The following is a 20,008-nucleotide window of genomic DNA, read 5'->3' on the forward strand; positions in this document are numbered from 1 at the left end:
GTGATTAAATATCTAATACTTGTGGTTGTTGTGCAGCGTGTTGGTGTTCAGCACCCGCATACACTTTTAATTTACGGAACATTGCACGGCCTAATGGACCTTTTGGCAACATACCTTTAACCGCAATTTCAATCACTGCTTCAGGACGGCGAGCGATCATTTCTTTGAAAGTCGCTTGTTTAATACCACCTACATAGCCAGTGTGCCAGTAGTAAAGTTTATCTGTTTCTTTACGACCAGTTACTGCCACTTTGTCTGCGTTAATAACGATGATATAATCACCAGTATCTACGTGTGGAGTGTACTCAGCCTTGTGTTTACCACGAAGACGGCGTGCTAATTCAGTCGCTAAACGACCTAAAGTTTTACCTGTCGCATCTACTACGTACCAGTCGCGTTTAACCGTTTCTGGTTTTGCTACAAAAGTTTTCATTAATTAATTACCAAAAATTAGTTTGATACCCAGTGTTCTTATGAACACAACCATTGATCTTAATCGCCACCCCTTCGAGTGAGATCTCGATAAAATAATGTACGATGGGAATTCGCACATTTACAGGGTCGGTGTATTATACATATTTATTTCATGAATGCTAATTTTTTATGCAATATTTTAGTATTTTTGCTGAAACCTATTTACATTAACTAAATTAATGTTTTTAATGAATTTATTAAAATTGACTCATACATAAAGTTATTTTATTGTTAACTTTGTTAACTCAAATATCATCATACTAGCTATAGGAATTTTTATGAGCTACGCTAAAGAAATTGACACACTTAATCAGCACATCGCTGACTTCAATAAAAAAATTAATGTTTCTTTTGAATTTTTTCCACCCAAAAATGAAAAAATGGAAACACTTTTATGGGATTCGATTCATCGTTTAAAAGTGTTAAAACCAAAATTCGTTTCTGTTACTTACGGTGCAAACTCTGGCGAGCGTGACCGCACTCATGGTATTGTAAAAGCAATCAAACAAGAAACTGGCTTAGAGGCTGCTCCGCATTTAACTGGTATTGATGCCACACCTGAAGAATTAAAACAAATTGCTAAAGATTACTGGGAGAGTGGTATTCGTCGCATCGTTGCGTTACGCGGTGACGAACCAAAAGGCTATGCTAAAAAACCATTTTATGCGTCAGATCTTGTGGAATTACTCCGTTCTGTCGCTGATTTTGATATTTCTGTAGCCGCTTATCCAGAAGTTCATCCAGAAGCAAAATCAGCACAAGCAGACTTGATTAATTTAAAACGTAAAATTGATGCAGGTGCAAATCATGTTATCACTCAATTTTTCTTTGATATTGAAAGCTACCTACGTTTCCGTGATCGTTGTGCATCAATTGGTATTGATACTGAAATCGTGCCAGGCATTTTACCCGTAACTAACTTTAAGCAGTTACAAAAAATGGCTTCTTTCACTAATGTGAAAATTCCTGCATGGCTTGTTAACGCTTATGAAGGATTAGACGATGATCAAACTACTCGTAATCTTGTAGCCGCAAGTGTGGCGATGGATATGGTGAAAATTTTATCTCGCGAAGGCGTGAATGACTTCCATTTCTATACGCTAAACCGTAGTGAACTAACTTATGCAATTTGTCATATGTTAGGTGTAAGACCAGAATAACTCAAAGATAAGAAATCTTTCTTCCATAAAATAAGGGGCGTTGTTTACGCCCTTATCTAAATATAAAAAACTTTAACCGCACTTTATTATTTGACTAACTCTGTTTGCATATACATTAATCGATCAATATCCGTCAAATAATGTCCCAATTCTTGCTCTTCTGGTTTATGCAAATAAGGTATTTTACCTAAAAGCGGCGCATCAATATGCTTAACAAGCAAATCAACAATTTCTGCATAGTAGCTTAATAATGGATTAACTCGGTTAGCTATCCAGCCCAATAACGGCACACCTAGCTGTTGAATCGCTTGCACAGTTAACAACGCGTGATTCACACAACCATCTTTAATACCAACCACAAGAACCACAGGCATTTTTCGTTGTTCAACCCAATCAGCAAAACTTTTTCCATCCGCCATTGGAGTCATTAAACCAAACGAGCCCTCAACCACCACAGACTGATAATTTTTATTTAATCGAGTTAAATCATGATTAATTTTATCTAACTTAATACGCGTCCTATCTTGTGTCAGCATCGGTGCGCTATGGCTAAAGGTATAACTATTAATATCCTTATAGGACACATTTTCTTTGGTAGAATCCATTAATGTTAATACATCTGAATTTGATACATTATCATAGTCTGATGTATTTTCTTCTTGCATCGCTGGGTAAATACTTTCCTCACCGCAACAAGCAATGGGTTTATAACCAACCACTTGCACACCTTGCTTTTGCAAGGCTTGAATAATCGCGCGGGTTGCCGTGGTTTTTCCCACATTTGTATCTGTCCCCGCAACAAAAAAGCTACTCATTTTTATCTCCTTTAAAAAGTGCGGTGAATTTTAAAAGAATTTTTCCTTTAAAAATTTGAGATAACGCAAATTTTCTCTTTTTCGTATCAAAAATAAACAATTTATTTGATCTCACTCAAGCTATTAAATAAACCATCATCTTGTTTTGGTATTTGCAAATAAAATCCTTGTTGTTTAATTTTTTCCAATACCTCATTACTATCTACATTATGTAGCGGCTTGCCCCCAAGTAAATTAAACATCATGACTAATTCTGGTTTTCCAAAGTGGCTCAGTAACACTTCTGACACTTGAGAAAAATCCTCTCTTTTTGCGATATACAGATAGCATCCCGGTTTCTTTTTACTTTTATAAATTGCACATAACATATTTTGTTTTCCTAAATAAAAAATCCCTATTAAATTTCTTTAACAGGGATTTTATCATTTAAATTGATTAAAGAATTATTTTGCCGCTTCTTTTACTGCATCAGCTGCTTGAGTTGCTTTTTCAGAAACCGCATCTTTAACTTCAGTCATTTTAGAAGTAGCAGTATCTTTTATTGCATCCATTTTTGATGATGTAGCCTCTTTCATTTCAGTTGCTTTTTCTTTCATTTCACTTACTTTTTCTGATGCAGCTTCTTTCATTTCACTTACTTTTTCTGATGCAGCTTCTTTCATCTCACTTGCTTTTTCTGATGCAGCTTCTTTCATTTCACTTACTTTTTCTGATGCAGCTTCTTTCATCTCACTTGCTTTTTCTGATGCAGCTTCTGTTGCTGATTTAATTACTTCTTTCGCATCTTCCACTTTCTCTGCTGCCTTATTTTTCACGTCTGTAGAAAGCTGCTGTGCTTTTTCCTTTACTTCAGTCATTGTATTAGCTGCAGCATCTTTTGTTTCTGATGCGGCTGATGCTACAGTTTGTTTCGTATCCTCAACTTTTTGTTTTGCTTCTTGCTTATCAAAACAACCTGTCACGGCTAAAGCTGAACCTAAAACCAATGCTAATGTTAATTTTTTCATTATTTTCTCCATAGAATAATTTGATTATTACAAAGCCCTATTACTTTGATGCAGTTTAGTTTACGGTAATTTTCATAAAAAGAAAAACAGTAATAGTAAAACTTTACCTTTATTTAAAAAAATTACTTTATAAAACAACATCTAAGATGTTGATTTTTAATAAATTAAATAAAAACCAATAAAAATTTTATTTTTTGTAAAAAAATAGTTTATTTTAAATAAATTACAGGAGATGCTTGATGCATCAATATTTCTGATTTATTACCATCCCATAATAATTGAGCAATCGTTGCAGGATAAAATGGTATTGGATTTCGTTTTCCATACAGTTCAGCAACGATTTCTCCCACTAAGGGCAAATGAGAAATAATCAATACAGACTTAATGCCTTCGTCTTTCAGCAGCTCTAAATAATCAATGACTGAATGCGCATGGCCATAAGGGGTTATACCCTCCCAAGTTTCAAGTTTATTTTCTAACTCCAAATCAAACGCTTGATTAACTTGATGAAAGGTTTCTTGAGCTCTGACATAAGGGCTCACTAAAATACGGTCTAGCGAATTAATTACTAGCACGCTTAAATGCTGTTTTAACCACTCCCCTTGCGAAAAAGCTTGTTTAATACCATAAGCAGTTAAGCGACGGGCTTTATCGCTATCAGCCATTACTTCCGCTTCTCCGTGACGCATAATAAAAATGTTCATTTTGCTTTCCTAAAAACTTTATAAAAATAAACCGCACTTAGTAAAGTGCGGTCAAAAATTAATTAATTTTTCTTCACAGCTTCTGCAATTTCTTCTGCACATTGTTGTGCAAGTGCAGCGTCTTGGCATTCCACCATAACTCGAATAAGTGGTTCCGTACCCGATTTACGCAATAAAATACGACCTTTGCCTTCTAAACGTTTTTCAACGTCTGCGGCAACAGATTTTACAGCGTCACTTTCAAGTGGATTTTCCCCGCCTGCAAAACGTACATTGATTAACACTTGTGGGAATAATTTAACCGCACTCGCTAATTCATTTAATGATAATTTATGCTGTGCCATCGCCGCCAATACAGCTAATGATGCAACAATGCCATCTCCCGTTGTATTTTTATCCGCAATGATAATATGTCCAGAATTCTCCCCCCCAAGCGTCCAATCATTTTCAACCATTTTTTCCAATACATAACGGTCTCCCACGTTTGCACGTAAGAAGGGAACACCAAGCATTTTTAAGGCTATCTCTAGGCTCATATTACTCATTAATGTGCCAACGACACCGCCTTTTAATTGACCTGAACGCAGTGCTTCACGCGCAATAATAAAGAGAATTTGGTCGCCATCGACTTTATTTCCTAAATGATCAACCATCATAATGCGGTCGCCATCACCATCATAAGCTAAACCAACATCAGCTTTCGTTTCAATAACCTTAGCTTGCAACGCTGTTACATCCGTTGCGCCACATTTTTCATTAATGTTCAAACCATTTGGATCCGTACCAATTTCAATAACTTCCGCACCAAGCTCTCTCAACACGTTAGGTGCAATATGATAGGTTGCACCATTTGCACAATCTACCACGATCTTATAACCTTCCAGGCCTAAGTGAGCTGGGAATGTGCCTTTACAAAACTCAATGTAGCGTCCTGCTGCATCATTAATACGACTTGCTTTACCTAATTCTGCAGATTCCACACAATCCATCGGTTGCTCTAACATCGCTTCAATGGCTTCTTCAATTTCATCAGGCAATTTAGTGCCTTTTGCTGAAAAGAATTTAATGCCATTATCATAATAAGGATTATGAGAGGCTGAGATTACAATACCCGCTTCAGCACGGAAAGTTCTGGTTAAATAAGCAATAGCTGGTGTAGGCATAGGGCCAGTAAATGCAGCAGATAACCCCGCAGCAGCTAAACCTGCTTCAAGGGCTGATTCCAACATATATCCAGAAATTCGAGTATCTTTACCTATTAAAACCATTTTAGAACCTTGAGAAGCCAATACTTTTCCTGCTGCCCAACCTAATTTTAATGCGAAATCTGGTGTGATTGGATAAGTACCCACTTTTCCACGAACACCATCTGTTCCAAAATATTTACGATTTGCCATAATACAATTCCTTTAATTTTTTATCGTTATAAAATCATCAGGCATTTTCTGTTGCCTGCCAAACTTTGAGCATATCTGATGTTGCTGCAACATCATGTACGCGTAAAATTTTTGCACCTTTTTGCGCAGCAATAAGCGCACCTGCCGCACTACCTATCACTCGCTGATCGACGGCTTTATTAAGCACAGCGCCAATCATTGATTTGCGAGATAATCCCGCTAACACAGGATATCCACTATGACAAAATTCATTCAGATTTTGTAATAATTGATAATTATGCTGTACAGACTTACCAAAACAAAATCCCATGTCCCAAATTAAGTTTTCTTTTTTAACACCAGCAGAAAGACATTCATTAGTACGTTTCTGTAAAAAAGCGAATACATCTTGTACGACATTCTCATAATGAGGATTTGCCTGCATCGTTCTAGGTTGCCCTTGCATATGCATGATACAAACAGGTAAAGCTAGTTTTACTGCGGTTTCTAACGCATTTGGCTCTTGCAAAGCACGAATATCATTAATCAAATCCATTCCAACACTTGCTGCTTCACGCATCACAACTGCTTTTGAAGAATCGACAGAAATCCAGCAATCAAAACGGCTTCGCACCGCCTCCACTACTGGCACAACACGATGCAATTCTTCTTGTTCAGAGACTTCATCCGCATCATTAGGACGCGTAGATTCACCACCAATATCAATAATTGCCGCCCCCTCTTCCAACATTTTTTCAACTTGAAAAAGCGCTCTATCCAAGCTAAAAAACTGTCCGCTATCAGAAAAAGAATCAGGCGTAAAATTAAGGATTCCCATAATTTGAGGCACGCTTAAATCAAGACATTTATTGTTCGCGTAAAGTTTCATAAAGTGCGGTCAATTTTTAGATTAATTTTAATTGGGCGATTATAACGGAATACGCTGAAGAAAAAAATCATTAGGGAAAAATAAAGCCTTTCCGAGGAAAGGCCTTGTTGATTAGATAGTTGATTAGGAATTAGAATCTACCGAATTTTCACCCACACTTTGAGCATTATTGCTATTTGCATAAGCAGCCTGCCCGGTGTGCTCTTCCCATCCAGATGGTGGTGTGACTGGTTCACGATTCATCAATTGTTTGATTTGTTCTTCTTCAATGGTTTCATATTTGACCAATGCATCTTTCATCGCATGAAGAATATCCATATTATCAGTCAAAATCTGTCTTGCTCTCGCATAGTTACGATTTACAATTGCACGAACTTCTTCATCAATAGCATGAGCCGTTTCATCTGACATATGTTTTGCTTTCGCCATTGAACGACCTAAGAAAACCTCACCCTCATCTTCCGTGTAAAGAATTGGACCTAATTTGTCAGAGAATCCCCATTGCGTCACCATATTACGCGCGATATTAGTCGCTACTTTAATATCATTTGATGCACCCGTTGAGATATTTTCCTCACCATAAATCAAATCTTCTGCTAAACGCCCAGCATACAAGGTAGAAAGCTTACTTTCTAATTGTTTTTGGCTAATACTAATTTGATCACCTTCAGGTAAGAAGAATGTCACACCCAACGCTCGGCCACGGGGAATAATAGTCACTTTATGTACAGGATCATGTTCGGGAACTAAATAACCCACAATCGCATGACCTGCTTCATGATAAGCAGTCGATTCTTTTTGCTTATCTGTCATAATCATGGTACGACGCTCTGGCCCCATATTGATCTTATCTTTCGCTTTTTCAAACTCAAGCATGGTGACCGTACGTTTATTCACTCGAGCAGCAAACAAAGCAGCCTCATTCACTAAATTTGCTAAATCTGCACCGGAATAGCCAGGCGTACCACGCGCTAATGTCATTGCATCAACATCTTGTGCTACAGGCACTTTACGCATATGGACTTTTAAGATTTGCTCACGACCTTTTACATCAGGTAAACCAACAACAACTTGTCGGTCAAAACGGCCTGGACGAGTTAAAGCTGGGTCAAGCACATCTGGGCGGTTAGTTGCCGCAATAACAATTACGCCGTCATTACCACTAAATCCATCCATTTCAACCAGCATTTGGTTTAAGGTTTGTTCACGTTCATCATGTCCACCGCCTAAACCCGCACCGCGTTGGCGACCCACAGCATCGATTTCATCAATGAAGATTAAGCAAGGTGCATTTTTCTTAGCCTGTTCAAACATATCACGTACACGAGACGCGCCAACACCCACAAACATTTCTACGAAATCAGAACCAGAAATAGTGAAGAATGGAACTTTTGCTTCCCCTGCAATCGCACGAGCCAGTAAGGTTTTACCTGTACCTGGAGGCCCTACCATCAGAATACCTTTTGGAATTTTACCACCCAAGTTTTGGAATTTATTCGGATCACGCAAGAAATCAACGATTTCGCCCACTTCCTCTTTGGCTTCATCGCAACCAGCTACATCCGCAAAAGTCACCTTAATCTGATCTTGATTTAGCATTTTTGCACGACTTTTACCAAAGCTCATCGCTTTGCCGCCACCGCCTTGCATTTGGCGCATAAAGAATACCCATACGCCAACAAGGAATAACATTGGGAACCAAGAAATTAAAATTTGGGATAAGAAACCACGTTTTTCAAATGGCGTGCCTTCCACTTTCACTTTTTTGCTTAATAAATCATCAAGCAATTTTTTGTCTTCAAGTGGTGGCATTACAGTTGAATATTTAGAACCATCGGTTTTCGTTACCGTAATTTCATTGGCATCAAAACGCGCTTCTGTCACTTGTCCATTGCTTACATCGTAAACAAAGGTTGTATAATCAGTAGAATTATCTACCGAAGAGGAATTAAAACTCTGGTATGCAGTCATCATAATGACCGCTACTACCACCCAAAGCACCAGATTTTTGACCATATCGTTCAAAGTCTAACCTACCTTTCCTAAGTTAAAAAATTTTTTACAAGATACTACACATCATTAGCAATGAAAAGCTATCAAAGCAATTAGCCTTTATAGCCTGTCGCCACAATATATACTTCACGAGAGCGTCCGCGTGATGCTTCAGGCTTACGCACTTTCACCACATTAAATAAAGAACGAATTTCTCTTAAATATTCATCAAAGCCTTCCCCTTGAAAGACTTTAACAACAAAACTTCCTTTGCTTGCCAAGACCTGTTTACACATATCTAAAGCAAGCTCGACCAAATACATTGCGCGTGGAATATCCACTGACGGCATTCCACTAAAATTTGGTGCCATATCAGACATTACAACATCAACTTTAGCTTCGCCTACGCGCGCTAATAAAGCATTCAAAACATTTTCATCACGGAAATCGCCTTGCAGAAAATCAACACCTACAATAGGATCCATTTCCAAAATATCACAAGCAATTACACGACCTTTGCCACCAATTTGTCCCACCACATATTGCGACCAACCGCCAGGTGCAGCGCCAAGATCGACCACAGTCATTCCTTGTTTAAATAATTTATCCGTTTGCTGAATTTCATCAATCTTAAAATAAGCGCGTGAACGCAACTTTTGCTTATGCGCTTTTTGCACAAATTGATCACTAAAATGTTCATTTAGCCAGCGAGAAGAACTCGCTGAACGTTTTTTCTTTCCCATAATTTTCTATTTTTGGTAGTAGTTTTGCTTATATTTGGTTACAATCTGCCGAATTCAAGCCGAGACTGATTGAAATCAGTGAAGAACATTGAGAAAATCAACCGCTCTTTTTAATTAGGAATCCTTATGACAACCTTATCAACCAAACAAAAACAATTTTTAAAAGGTCTTTCGCACCATCTTAACCCAGTCGTTATGCTTGGTGGAAATGGCTTAACCGAAGGCGTACTTGCTGAAATTGAAAATGCACTTGATCATCACGAACTCATCAAAGTAAAAGTTGCTGGCGCAGATCGCGAAACCAAACAACTTATTATTGATGCAATTGTGCGTGAAACCAAAGCAGCACAAGTACAAACTATCGGGCATATTTTGGTGCTTTATCGCCCAAGCGAAGAAGCGAAAATTCAGCTTCCACGCAAATAACAACAAAAGTGCGGTCATTTTTAACCGCACTTTCTTTATTTAAATATAATTCACTTCAATAATATCAAACTCAACGATACCGCCAGGCGTTGTAATATTAACGGTATCATCTAATTCTTTACCAATTAAACCTCTCGCAATTGGTGAATTAACCGAAATCAAACCAGATTTAATGTCCGCTTCATCATCGCCCACAATTCGATAAGTGACTTCTTCGTCTGTATCTGTATTTACAAGCACAACGGTTGCACCAAAAATAACTTTACCGTTATTTGGCATTTTTGTTACATCAATAATTTGAGCATTACCAAGTTTACCTTCAATCTCTTGAATACGCCCTTCGCAAAAACCTTGTTGCTCACGAGCTGCATGATATTCTGCATTTTCTTTTAAATCACCGTGCTCGCGTGCTTCTGCTATCGCTTTAATAATTTCAGGACGACGTACATTTTTTAAGAAATCCAATTCTTCACGTAATTGTTCTGCGCCACGCACAGTCATTGGAATTTGTTGCATTGTTTTTCCTTTTACTAAATAAAACAAAAACCACGGCAAAATCCTAAAATCTTGCCGCAGTATTATTAAAAATAAACTTGAAATGAGAAAATGATTTACTCAATTTCATTAGGGGCTTATTATTGTTCGTCTAAAAAAAAATAGCAACCATAACAAACCTAATATGAAAAAATTATCTTCAATTTCCACCGCACTTGGATCCTTTTTACTTTCCGTAAGCTTTAGCCTTCCAACCTTCGCAAACATTAATGTTTCAGACTTAACACAAAAACTGCCTGAAGGCTCTAGCGTAGGTTTCATCGCAAAAAATATAAATCAAAATCAAATTATTGCGGATTATAATGGCTCGATCTTTATGCTTCCTGCGAGTACACAAAAAGTTTTTACTGCCGTTGCCGCTAAACTCGCATTAGGTGATCAATTCCAATTTGAAACCGCTCTTTTAAGTAATGGGAAAATTCAAAATGGGAATTTAGATGGTCACTTAATCGTGCGTTTCACAGGCGATCCAGATCTCACAAGTGGCCAACTTTATACCTTACTTGCAGAATTAAAAAAACAAGGCATCAAAAAAATTAATGGCGATTTAATATTAGATACCTCTGTTTTTTCGAGTCACGACCGAGGATTAGGTTGGATTTGGAACGATCTGACCATGTGTTTCAACTCTCCCCCATCCGCTGCGAATATTGATAACAACTGTTTTTATGCGGAACTCGATGCCAATCAAAATCCCGGTGAAACAGTAAAAATCAATGTGCCTGCACAATTTCCAATTCAAGTGTTCGGACAAGTCTATGTAGCGGATAGCAATGAGGCGCCTTATTGTCAGCTCGATGTTGTTGTACACGACAATAATCGCTATCAAGTAAAAGGATGTTTAGCCCGTCAATCTAAACCTTTTGGCTTAAGCTTTGCCGTGCAAGATACGGATGCTTATGCTGCCGCGATTATTCAACGTCAATTAAGACAATTAGGTATTGAGTTTAATGGCAAAGTTATGTTGTCCCAAAAACCACAACAAGGTCAGCTATTAGCAAAACATTTATCCAAACCATTACCAGATTTATTGAAAAAAATGATGAAAAAATCGGATAACCAAATTGCCGATTCATTGTTCCGAGCTGTGGCATTCAATTACTATAAACGCCCAGCGTCCTTTCAATTAGGCACATTAGCGGTTAAATCCATCTTGCAAAAACAAGGAATTCGTTTTGGTAACAGTATTTTAGCCGATGGCTCTGGCCTGTCTCGCCATAATCTTGTGGCACCTAAAACGATGCTATCCGTTTTAGAATACATCGCCAAAAACGAAGATAAATTACATTTAATGGAAACTTTCCCCATCGCAGGTGTAGATGGCACGATCAGTGGGCGAGGTGGATTAATTAGTCCGCCATTAGTCAAAAATGTGATTGCTAAAACTGGTTCTTTGAAAGGGGTTTATAACCTCGCCGGCTTTATGACAAACGCTCGAGGGGAAAAAGTGGCTTTTGTACAATTTATTAATGGCTACTCAACAGGCGATTTGGAAAGCAAAACAAAACGAGCACCATTAGTACAATTTGAGAGTGGCTTATATAACGAAATCTATAAATACTAATAAAGCCTTCTAAAAAACACCGCACTTTGCCATCAAAAGTGCGGTGTTTTTTTATAGCTTTTTAAAAAATGCTATTGATCAATGCAAGATTATTAAATGATAATAATTTTCATTGCTTAAATTGTTATATTTTTTTATACTCGCCACTCCTTTTTAACCTAGATTTAACTTTTGGGAAGCAACTTATGAAGTTTAAATTAAGCTTAGTTTACACCGCACTTTTTGCTGGAGTTTCTGTTTCTGCCATAGCAAAAATTCCTCAGCAAACTGATACTGAAACGTTAGAGCAAATTACTATCCAAGATACAGGTCTTAAACAAAACGGTTATCGTGTAACAGGTACATCTGCCGTCTCTAAAGCTGAAGTACCCGTATTTGATACGCCAAACACCGTAAATATCCTTTCAACACAACTTTTACAAGATCGTAAACCAAATTCTCTTATTGATGCACTTTATAACGTCAGCGGTGTGAGTCAAGCGAATACTCTAGGAGGTATGTTTGATGCCATTCAAAAACGTGGTTTTGGTGGAAACCGCGATAACTCAATTATGCGTAACGGTTTACAAGCTGGCCCAGCTAAAAACTTTAGCGCGACAACTGAAACCGTTGAAGTTTTAAAAGGACCTGCATCTGTACTTTATGGCATTCAAGATCCAGGTGGTGTGGTTAATATCATTACTAAAAAACCACAAGAAACGCCACGTTATGTTGTTGGTGGAACCTTAGGTAATCATAGTATGTGGGGAACGCAATTAGATTTCACTGGTGGTTTAGGAAATGGTTTTGCTTACCGCTTTATCTATGACAAACAAGAAAAAGACTACTGGCGTAATTTTGGCAAAGTGAAAAATACGACTTACGCACCATCACTTTCTTGGGAAAATGATAAAACTAAAGTGCTTCTTTCTTATGAACACAAAGATATTCTTGAGCCATTTGATCGTGGTACAAATCTTTTAACAGCAACTAATGCATTACCAGATATTCCTGTATCGCGTCGTTTAGATGAACCAAATAATGAAACAATCGCAAAAACCGATAACATTGATTTTAAAATTGAGCACAAATTAAGTGATAGTTGGAAATTAAATGCGGGTTATAGCTATGCTCGTTACAAATATTTCTACAATCAAGCTCGTATTACAAATATTAACGTTACAGATGTTGCTATCCCTGCAGTTAAAAATAAAAAGGGCGAGATTACCTCTCCTGAATTAAGCGCGCGTTATGTACGCCGAGCCATTGAACAGCAACAAGGCGATCAACGCGTTCATAGCGGTACATTAAATATCGTTGGTGAATTTGGTATTGGTGATATTGCTAACCGCTTTGTAGCGGGTATTGATGCAATGCGTAATATTCGTGATCTTGGTCCTATTTATAATCAAGGCATCATGAATTCTGATATCAATATTGATAATCCAAACTATACCAGCCCTGTTGCGGAACATAAAAATGGTAACGGCAACGCCTACCAATATAACTATCTCAAAACTGTTGGTGTTTATATTCAAGATACCGCCTACTTTACAGATAACTTTATTATGACGGGCGGTTTACGTTATGAGTACTTTGATCAATTTGCAGGACGTCATTGCTTAAATGCGGCTCCTGCAAACTGTAAAAAAGGTCAAAATCCAACAAAAACTGGAAATACTGATCAGCACGATGGCAAATTATTGTATCAATTAGGTGCCGTATATAAATTTACGCCACATATTGCGACCTTTGCAAACTATGCTGAATCTTTCCGCCCACAAATGAGTGTAGCAACACCTGTTAGCGGCGATTTAAAACCTGAACAAGGCAAATCTTTTGAAATTGGTGCAAAATACGAAAACTCGGGCTTTAATGCGACACTTGCATTATTCAATATCAGTAAACGTAATGTGGCTGAAACCGTTGGTTCAGGTTCAAATGCACAATTAAATATCGTCGGCAAACAACGTTCTCGAGGTATGGAATTTGATCTTAATGGTCAAATTACAGATAACCTAAGTGTAGCAGCTAACTATACATACACTAAGGTAAAATCACTTGAAAATGATAATCCTAAAACCAAAGAATCAGTGGGTAAACAACTTTCAGGTGTGCCAAAACATCAAGCATCTCTGTTCCTAGCTTATAACGTAGGTAAATTTGATTTTGGTAACATCCGTATTGGTGGGGGGGCTCGTTATTTAGGCTCATGGTATGCCTACAACGATACTTATACAAAAGCATACAAATTACCTCATGCCGTGGTATATGATGCCTTTATTGCTTACGATACCAAAATCTCTGGCAAGAAAGTCTCTTTCCAACTTAACGGTAAAAACTTAACAGATAAAACTTACTATCCATCTACCTCTGGTAACGCAACAAATACGTTAATCCCTGTTGCATTAGGTTATGGACGTGAATTTATCTTCAACACTAAAGTTGAATTTTAATTGAGTGCACAATAAGGGCGAATATTTCGCCCTTTTTCGTTTTTTACTTTATGGATAATCAATGAACTGGCAAAGCGAACTTAATAATAGTTTAAACTGGATTTTAACCGCACTTTTTTGGGTAATATTGTGCTTTAGCGTAACAATGTTAGCCTTAAAACAAACTACTTTCGGCAAAAAATTCTGGTGTATCGTGTCACCATCGATTAATAAAAAAACCAGCATTAAACTAATTTTAATGTTGTTAGTGCTATTTATAATGATATTGTTGGAAGTACGATTTAGCGTGCTTAATTCATTTTTTTACAATGGATTGTATAGCTCAATGCAAGAACTAAACATTGAGAAATTTTGGTTCTTTGCAAAACTAAATGCTCTTCTTGTGGTAGCACAAGTTATACATGCCATTGCTGATTACTTCTTTCAACAAGTTTTTGAAATTCGTTGGTTGGAAAATCTTAATGCAACACTTGTTAAACGCTGGCTAAATAAGAAAAAATACTATCGCCTAAAATACGAACGAGATTTACCAGATAATATCGATCAACGTATTGAACAAGATGCAAGAGAATTTATTACCAGTACCGTACAAATTGTGCGAGGCGTAATTAACTCAGTACTCACGACCATTGAATTTACGATTATTTTATGGTCACTTTCTGGTGTGTTAACTTTATTTGAATTTAATATCGAAAAAGGCGTTGTTTTCTTCATTTATGCTTTTATTATTTTTGCAACACTCATGTCCGTGTGGATTGGTCGCCCTCTAATTAAGCTGAATTTTACGAAAGAAAAACTCAATGGCGATTATCGTTATTCCTTAATCCGTGTACGAGACAATGCAGAAAGCATTGCTTTTTATAATGGAGAGCCAAAAGAACAAACTTTCTTACAACATCAATTCCGTCAAATTATTCATAACCGTTGGTCCATTGTATTAAAAATGTTAGGCTTAAATAGTTTCAACTCAGGGGTAACTCGCGTGGCTAAATTATTGCCTTTAATGTTACAAGCACCACGTTTCTTTTCTGGTCAAATAAAGCTAGGTGATATGCATCAAACAGTCCAAGCATTTAACCGATTAATGACCGCACTTTCATTTTTCCGCTTGTTCTATGAGCAATTCACACTCTATCAAGCACGCTTAAATCGTCTTTATGGTTTTATAACAAAAATGGATGAATTAGATAAACAAAACGTTCATCACCCTTTTCATTGTTCTCATCGTGTCGCCTTAAAAAACTTTGGCATCAAAGATGAACAAGGCAATATATTACTCAATAATTTGAATATTAATTTAGAAAATGGGGATGCTTTATTGATTCAAGGTGCATCAGGAACAGGAAAAACATCGCTACTAAAAGCAATTGCAGGAATATATCCTTTTGAAACAATAGGCATTGCGGAACACCCATGCATGGGAAGCTTATTCCTACCACAACGACCTTATATGCCGCAGGGTACTTTACGAGAAGCAATTTGTTATCCAAATATCAATCCAAGTCACGCAGAATTAGAAAAAACCATGAAGGATTGTGCGCTAGGAAAATACATACACGCACTTAATGTAAAAAATGACTGGCAAGCAATTTTATCGCCTGGTGAACTTCAAAGAGTGGCGTTTATTCGTATTTTACTCACAAAACCAGATGTCGTATTTCTCGATGAAACAACTTCCGCATTGGATGAAACAACCGAGCATTTACTCTACCAAACAATTAAAGAGCGTTTGCCCGAAATGATCATTCTCAGCGTAGGTCATCGTAGTACATTACAGCAATTTCATAACAAACAACTAAAATTAGATGTATGTTTATTATGTGAAAATTAGAAGATGGCAAGTTAAGAATATATAAACCAAATATTTTGTTTATTTTGATGCTAGTCTAAAGAACGCCTATAAAATTAAAATAAAACTATGAAAAAAGCCCTCGATATCGAGGGCTTGATTTTTTACTATCGTAATAAAAATTAGCGACGTAAACCTAAACGAGCAATAGTGCTTTGGTATAAAGCAAGGTCTGTACGTTTTAAGTAGTCTAAAAGTTTACGACGACGAGAAACCATACGTAATAAACCACGACGACCATGGTGGTCTTTTTTGTGCTCAGCAAAGTGAGCTTGTAAGTGGTTGATTTGTGCAGTTAATAATGCGATTTGAACTTCAGAAGAACCAGTATCTTTCGCATCACGACCAAATTCAGCAACGATTGCTGCTTTTTTTTCAGTACTTAGAGACATTTTTTACTCCTAAAAGGTAGTGTTGTTAATACATCATTCGCCGATCTCTAACTCAGCGATGACAAGGAGCCTGTATTCTAGCGATGAATAGGCTTAAATGCAAGGTTTAAAGCTAAAAAATAAAATTGAAAAACATTATATCTTTTCAATCACCACTTTTATATCCTCTGGTGGTGCATAATAAGGTGCAGAAGTAATAAATAAACGAATACCTAATTTGGCGTAATCTGATACATTATTTTTATTTACTCCTCCAGCGACAGAAAGCAGAATATCTTTCTGTTTTGACTGAAGTAGATCTAAAGCCTTTTTCACATCCTCCAATGACCATTTATCAAGTTGAATAATATCTGGCTCAGCTACATACATTTGCTCAAATTGAGCATAATTATCTGCTTCTAAAGTAATTTTATTTTCAGGCGCTTCTTGACGTAATCTATCCACAATTTTCACCCAATCATTTGGATCAGAAAGTAAGTTTCGATGATTAGTAAAAACCAAAAGAGTTTCGCTGATGCCTTGTCGATGAATATGCCCACCAGCGGCTAATACAGCATTCGTGGCAAGTTTACGCGTATTAGGAATACTTTTACGCGTGCAAGCCACAACAGCACTTGGATTAACCGCTTTGGCATTGGCAATCATTTCTGCCGTATATTGAGCAACTCCACATGACCATTCAAGTACCAATTGCACCACTTTCCAAGCTTGATGTAATTGTTCAGACATTCCTTCCGCACTTATCAGCAAAGCACCTGATTCAACCCACTCACCTTCTTTTACATATAAGTGCGGTTGAATATCCAGTTTTTTTAATAATTTTTCCGCAACAGAAACGCCCGCCACAATCCCTGCATTTTTACGCTTAAAAAGAATGTTTGCTGGAATATTTTCAATACCAAGGGCGTGAGTGGTTAAATCACCACGATAAATATCCTCAAGCAATAAATCATCCAATTCTTTATCTGAAAAATAAATCATTGTTCCCCCTTAAATTAGTTGTCCTTGATATAAATAAACCTGTTACTTCAAAACGGGGCTTTCTCTAATAATTTCATATAAATATTAAAGCAATAAAAAAGGTTGGGACTCCCCAACCTTTCATCTAATCTTTCAATAATTTAATTTTTTCAATCACATTTGTTGTTGAACAACCATTTTCAAAGTTTAGCACTTTAACATCACCGCCATTTGCCCAAACTTCTTTTGCGCCAGCAATATCTTCGGGTTTGTAATCACCGCCTTTGACTAAAAGATCCGGTAGAATTTCACTGATTAAACGCTGTGGGGTGTCTTCGATGAATTGCACCAACCAATCCACGGATGCCAAACCAGCAAGTACCGCCATACGGTTTTCAAGATTGTTAATTGGACGACTTTCACCTTTTAACCGTTTAACGGAATCATCGCTGTTTACCGCGACAATTAAACGATCGCCCAATTTACGTGCATTTTCTAAATAAGAAACATGCCCTGGATGCAAAATATCGAAACAGCCATTAGTCATCACTATTTTTTCACCGCGCGCTTTAGCTTGTGCTACAGCATCTTTTAATTCAGCTTCACTCATAATGCCAAATCCTGTATCAGGGCGAGCATGAATAGCATTTTCAAGTTCCACGGTCGAAACCGTTGAAGTCCCCAATTTACCCACGACAATTCCAGCGGCGACATTGGCTAGGTAACAAGATTCTTCGAAAGAACGTCTATCTGCTAATGCAGTTGCTAATACACTAATAACAGTGTCACCAGCTCCCGTCACATCAAACACTTCTTTTGCGACAGTTGGCAAATGATAGGGTTCTTGATTTGGACGCAATAATGTCATGCCTTTTTCAGAACGCGTCACCAAAAGTGCGGTTAATTCAATATCAGAAATTAATTTTAAACCTTTCTCAATAATCTCTTCTTCTGTATTGCATTTGCCCACAACAGCTTCAAATTCAGACATATTGGGTGTCAATAATGTCGCACCACGATAACGTTCAAAATCAGTTCCCTTTGGATCGATCAACACTGGCACATTTGCTTTGCGTGCAATTTGAATCATTTTCTGAACATCTTTAAGCGTGCCTTTGCCGTAATCAGAAAGAATCAGAGCACCGTAATTTTTCACCGCACTTTCTAACTTCGCTAATAAATCCTTGCAATCTACATTATTGAAATCTTCTTCAAAATCAAGGCGGAGCAGCTGTTGATGACGAGATAAAATACGTAATTTAGTAATGGTTGGATGGGTCTCTAATGCAACAAAATTACAATCAATTTTTTGCTTTTCTAATAAGTGGGAAAGTGCAGAACCTGTCTCATCTTGTCCAATCAATCCCATTAATTGAACGGGTACATTAAGTGACGCAATATTCATCGCCACATTTGCTGCACCACCCGCACGTTCTTCATTTTCCTGTACACGAACCACTGGCACTGGAGCTTCTGGTGAAATACGGTTGGTTGCGCCGAACCAATAACGATCAAGCATCACATCGCCTAATACGAGTACTTTTGCTTGCTTAAATTCTGCTGAATATTGAGCCATTTTAAAATCTCTCTATTTGAATAACCAAAATTGTGACGATTTTACCACAACTCAAATTTACGATAAACTACGCCCCTAACTTACGTGGAAAGAACAATGAAAAACAAAAAACTCCCTCAATTTCAACCGCACTTTTTAGCCCCAAAATACTGGCTTTTTTGGCTAGGCGTGGCAATTTGGCGAAGTATTTTATGTCTTCCCTATCCTATTTTGCGCCATATTGGTCATGGTTTCGGTTGGCTGTTTTCACATTTAAAAGTGGGTAAACGTCGAGCAGCCATTGCACGCCGTAATCTTGAACTTTGTTTTCCTGATATGTCTGAAAACGAGCGTGAGGCGATTTTGCAAGAAAATCTCCGCTCAGTAGGCATGGCAATTATCGAAACTGGCATGGCTTGGTTTTGGTCGGATTCACGTATCAAAAAATGGTCAAAAGTTGAAAGCTTACATTATCTAAAAGAAAATCAAAAAGATGGAATTGTTCTCGTTGGTGTTCATTTCTTAACGCTAGAACTTGGCGCACGCATTCTTGGTTTGCATCATCCTGGCATTGGTGTTTATCGTCCAAATGATAATCCTTTGCTTGATTGGCTACAAACGCAAGGTCGTTTACGCTCTAATAAAGATATGCTTGATCGTAAAGATTTACGCGGAATGATCAAAGCTTTACGCCACGAAGAAACCATTTGGTATGCGCCTGATCACGATTACGGCAGAAAAAATGCCGTTTTTGTTCCCTTTTTTGCGGTACCCGATGCTTGCACAACCACTGGTAGTTATTATTTATTGAAATCTTCACCAAACAGCAAAGTGATTCCATTTGCGCCATTACGCAATAAAGATGGTTCAGGCTATACCGTGAGTATTTCAGCGCCTGTTGATTTTACGGATTTACAAGATGAAACGGCGATTGCTACGCGAATGAATCAAATCGTAGAAAAGGAAATCATGAAGGGCATATCACAATATATGTGGCTACATCGCCGTTTTAAAACGCGCCCCGATGAAAAGACGCCTAGTTTATACGATTAAAAGTGCGGTCGAATATCACCGCACTTTTTGATAGAATTTTCTCAAATTTAAAAAATTAA

At 37.5% G+C, this 20,008-nt stretch carries 19 protein-coding genes; 6 read left to right on the forward strand and 13 right to left on the reverse strand.

Translation table 11 applies throughout. The annotated features are described in order from the left end of the window. Positions 1-4: 4 nt before the first annotated feature. Positions 5-433 carry a 50S ribosomal protein L13 gene (gene rplM / locus DV424_RS00685; RefSeq protein ID WP_005628896.1) on the reverse strand — a complete coding sequence of 143 codons (429 nt, stop codon included), beginning with the start codon at positions 431-433 and terminating at the stop codon, positions 5-7. A gap of 319 nt (positions 434-752) precedes the next feature. Between rplM and metF the strand changes: the two genes are divergently transcribed. Next, on the forward strand, positions 753-1,634 hold the full coding sequence (gene metF, locus DV424_RS00690) for a methylenetetrahydrofolate reductase (protein ID WP_118795789.1): 882 nt from the start codon (positions 753-755) through the stop codon (positions 1,632-1,634). Positions 1,635-1,720: 86 nt separating this feature from the next. Here the strand turns inward: metF and bioD are convergent, their stop codons facing one another. The 8 genes from bioD to rlmE all read right to left on the reverse strand — a co-directional run bounded on the left by bioD (position 1,721) and on the right by rlmE (position 9,160). After that, the gene (bioD, locus tag DV424_RS00695; RefSeq protein WP_118858721.1) at positions 1,721-2,449 is read right to left on the reverse strand and encodes a dethiobiotin synthase; all 729 of its coding nucleotides are present in this window, start codon (positions 2,447-2,449) and stop codon (positions 1,721-1,723) included. A 101-nt stretch (positions 2,450-2,550) separates the two neighbouring features. After that, complete coding sequence (locus tag DV424_RS00700) at positions 2,551-2,817, reverse strand: YcgL domain-containing protein (RefSeq protein ID WP_118858722.1); 267 nt, start codon at positions 2,815-2,817, stop codon at positions 2,551-2,553. A 75-nt stretch (positions 2,818-2,892) separates the two neighbouring features. Next, complete coding sequence (locus DV424_RS00705; RefSeq protein WP_192880615.1) at positions 2,893-3,456, reverse strand: prolipoprotein diacylglyceryl transferase; 564 nt, start codon at positions 3,454-3,456, stop codon at positions 2,893-2,895. Positions 3,457-3,665: 209 nt separating this feature from the next. Next, a complete protein-coding gene (gene sixA / locus DV424_RS00710) occupies positions 3,666-4,160 on the reverse strand; it encodes a phosphohistidine phosphatase SixA (RefSeq protein WP_118858724.1) in 495 nt (164 codons plus the stop codon). 62 nt (positions 4,161-4,222) lie between these two features. Beyond that, complete coding sequence (gene glmM, locus DV424_RS00715) at positions 4,223-5,557, reverse strand: phosphoglucosamine mutase (protein ID WP_118858725.1); 1,335 nt, start codon at positions 5,555-5,557, stop codon at positions 4,223-4,225. Between the two features lie 37 nt (positions 5,558-5,594). Beyond that, the gene (folP, locus tag DV424_RS00720; RefSeq protein WP_118858726.1) at positions 5,595-6,425 is read right to left on the reverse strand and encodes a dihydropteroate synthase; all 831 of its coding nucleotides are present in this window, start codon (positions 6,423-6,425) and stop codon (positions 5,595-5,597) included. A 123-nt stretch (positions 6,426-6,548) separates the two neighbouring features. Continuing rightward, complete coding sequence (ftsH, locus tag DV424_RS00725; protein WP_118858727.1) at positions 6,549-8,441, reverse strand: ATP-dependent zinc metalloprotease FtsH; 1,893 nt, start codon at positions 8,439-8,441, stop codon at positions 6,549-6,551. 89 nt (positions 8,442-8,530) lie between these two features. Further along, positions 8,531-9,160 carry a 23S rRNA (uridine(2552)-2'-O)-methyltransferase RlmE gene (gene rlmE, locus DV424_RS00730; protein WP_118858728.1) on the reverse strand — a complete coding sequence of 210 codons (630 nt, stop codon included), beginning with the start codon at positions 9,158-9,160 and terminating at the stop codon, positions 8,531-8,533. 126 nt (positions 9,161-9,286) lie between these two features. On the opposite strand from rlmE, the gene yhbY reads away from it, so the two are divergent. Further along, entirely contained in the window at positions 9,287-9,586 is a 300-nt protein-coding gene (gene yhbY, locus DV424_RS00735) for a ribosome assembly RNA-binding protein YhbY (protein ID WP_118858729.1), read from the forward strand. A gap of 39 nt (positions 9,587-9,625) precedes the next feature. Here yhbY and greA read toward each other — a convergent pair whose 3' ends face one another. Further along, positions 9,626-10,102, reverse strand: a complete 477-nt coding sequence (gene greA, locus DV424_RS00740) for a transcription elongation factor GreA (protein WP_118785747.1) — start codon at positions 10,100-10,102, stop codon at positions 9,626-9,628. Positions 10,103-10,265: 163 nt separating this feature from the next. Between greA and dacB the strand changes: the two genes are divergently transcribed. From dacB to DV424_RS00755, 3 genes are all read left to right on the forward strand, one after another. After that, a complete protein-coding gene (gene dacB, locus DV424_RS00745; protein WP_118858730.1) occupies positions 10,266-11,705 on the forward strand; it encodes a serine-type D-Ala-D-Ala carboxypeptidase in 1,440 nt (479 codons plus the stop codon). A 185-nt stretch (positions 11,706-11,890) separates the two neighbouring features. Further along, positions 11,891-14,140, forward strand: coding sequence for a TonB-dependent siderophore receptor (locus DV424_RS00750; protein ID WP_118858731.1), 2,250 nt, complete (start codon positions 11,891-11,893; stop codon positions 14,138-14,140). Between the two features lie 61 nt (positions 14,141-14,201). Next, positions 14,202-15,971 carry an ABC transporter ATP-binding protein/permease gene (locus tag DV424_RS00755; protein ID WP_118858732.1) on the forward strand — a complete coding sequence of 590 codons (1,770 nt, stop codon included), beginning with the start codon at positions 14,202-14,204 and terminating at the stop codon, positions 15,969-15,971. Positions 15,972-16,111: 140 nt separating this feature from the next. On the opposite strand, the gene rpsO is transcribed toward DV424_RS00755, so the two are convergent. The 3 genes from rpsO to hldE form a co-directional block, all read right to left on the reverse strand. Continuing rightward, entirely contained in the window at positions 16,112-16,381 is a 270-nt protein-coding gene (gene rpsO, locus DV424_RS00760; RefSeq protein WP_005628925.1) for a 30S ribosomal protein S15, read from the reverse strand. A 135-nt stretch (positions 16,382-16,516) separates the two neighbouring features. Further along, positions 16,517-17,362 (reverse strand): ModD protein, encoded by an 846-nt coding sequence (gene modD, locus DV424_RS00765; protein WP_118858733.1) that lies wholly within the window; start codon positions 17,360-17,362, stop codon positions 16,517-16,519. A gap of 124 nt (positions 17,363-17,486) precedes the next feature. Then, positions 17,487-18,917, reverse strand: coding sequence for a bifunctional D-glycero-beta-D-manno-heptose-7-phosphate kinase/D-glycero-beta-D-manno-heptose 1-phosphate adenylyltransferase HldE (hldE, locus tag DV424_RS00770; RefSeq protein ID WP_118858734.1), 1,431 nt, complete (start codon positions 18,915-18,917; stop codon positions 17,487-17,489). Between the two features lie 96 nt (positions 18,918-19,013). Between hldE and htrB the strand changes: the two genes are divergently transcribed. After that, positions 19,014-19,949 carry a lipid A biosynthesis lauroyl acyltransferase HtrB gene (gene htrB, locus DV424_RS00775; RefSeq protein ID WP_118858735.1) on the forward strand — a complete coding sequence of 312 codons (936 nt, stop codon included), beginning with the start codon at positions 19,014-19,016 and terminating at the stop codon, positions 19,947-19,949. The last annotated feature ends 59 nt before the right edge of the window (positions 19,950-20,008 follow it).

The sequence above is a fragment of the Haemophilus haemolyticus genome (assembly GCF_003493605.1).
GTDB lineage: Bacteria > Pseudomonadota > Gammaproteobacteria > Enterobacterales > Pasteurellaceae > Haemophilus > Haemophilus haemolyticus_J.

Bases quoted from the DNA above. Each gene is read 5' to 3' on its own strand.
- DV424_RS00705 (WP_192880615.1), bottom strand. From the start codon at position 3,456: ATGAAAAAATTAACATTAGCATTGGTTTTAGGTTCAGCTTTAGCCGTG.
- hldE (WP_118858734.1), bottom strand. From the start codon at position 18,917: ATGGCTCAATATTCAGCAGAATTTAAGCAAGCAAAAGTACTCGTATTA.
- modD (WP_118858733.1), bottom strand. From the start codon at position 17,362: ATGATTTATTTTTCAGATAAAGAATTGGATGATTTATTGCTTGAGGAT.
- glmM (WP_118858725.1), bottom strand. From the start codon at position 5,557: ATGGCAAATCGTAAATATTTTGGAACAGATGGTGTTCGTGGAAAAGTG.
- folP (WP_118858726.1), bottom strand. From the start codon at position 6,425: ATGAAACTTTACGCGAACAATAAATGTCTTGATTTAAGCGTGCCTCAA.
- bioD (WP_118858721.1), bottom strand. From the start codon at position 2,449: ATGAGTAGCTTTTTTGTTGCGGGGACAGATACAAATGTGGGAAAAACC.
- DV424_RS00755 (WP_118858732.1), top strand. From the start codon at position 14,202: ATGAACTGGCAAAGCGAACTTAATAATAGTTTAAACTGGATTTTAACC.
- yhbY (WP_118858729.1), top strand. From the start codon at position 9,287: ATGACAACCTTATCAACCAAACAAAAACAATTTTTAAAAGGTCTTTCG.
- rlmE (WP_118858728.1), bottom strand. From the start codon at position 9,160: ATGGGAAAGAAAAAACGTTCAGCGAGTTCTTCTCGCTGGCTAAATGAA.
- greA (WP_118785747.1), bottom strand. From the start codon at position 10,102: ATGCAACAAATTCCAATGACTGTGCGTGGCGCAGAACAATTACGTGAA.
- sixA (WP_118858724.1), bottom strand. From the start codon at position 4,160: ATGAACATTTTTATTATGCGTCACGGAGAAGCGGAAGTAATGGCTGAT.
- metF (WP_118795789.1), top strand. From the start codon at position 753: ATGAGCTACGCTAAAGAAATTGACACACTTAATCAGCACATCGCTGAC.
- htrB (WP_118858735.1), top strand. From the start codon at position 19,014: ATGAAAAACAAAAAACTCCCTCAATTTCAACCGCACTTTTTAGCCCCA.
- rplM (WP_005628896.1), bottom strand. From the start codon at position 433: ATGAAAACTTTTGTAGCAAAACCAGAAACGGTTAAACGCGACTGGTAC.
- DV424_RS00700 (WP_118858722.1), bottom strand. From the start codon at position 2,817: ATGTTATGTGCAATTTATAAAAGTAAAAAGAAACCGGGATGCTATCTG.
- rpsO (WP_005628925.1), bottom strand. From the start codon at position 16,381: ATGTCTCTAAGTACTGAAAAAAAAGCAGCAATCGTTGCTGAATTTGGT.
- dacB (WP_118858730.1), top strand. From the start codon at position 10,266: ATGAAAAAATTATCTTCAATTTCCACCGCACTTGGATCCTTTTTACTT.
- ftsH (WP_118858727.1), bottom strand. From the start codon at position 8,441: ATGGTCAAAAATCTGGTGCTTTGGGTGGTAGTAGCGGTCATTATGATG.
- DV424_RS00750 (WP_118858731.1), top strand. From the start codon at position 11,891: ATGAAGTTTAAATTAAGCTTAGTTTACACCGCACTTTTTGCTGGAGTT.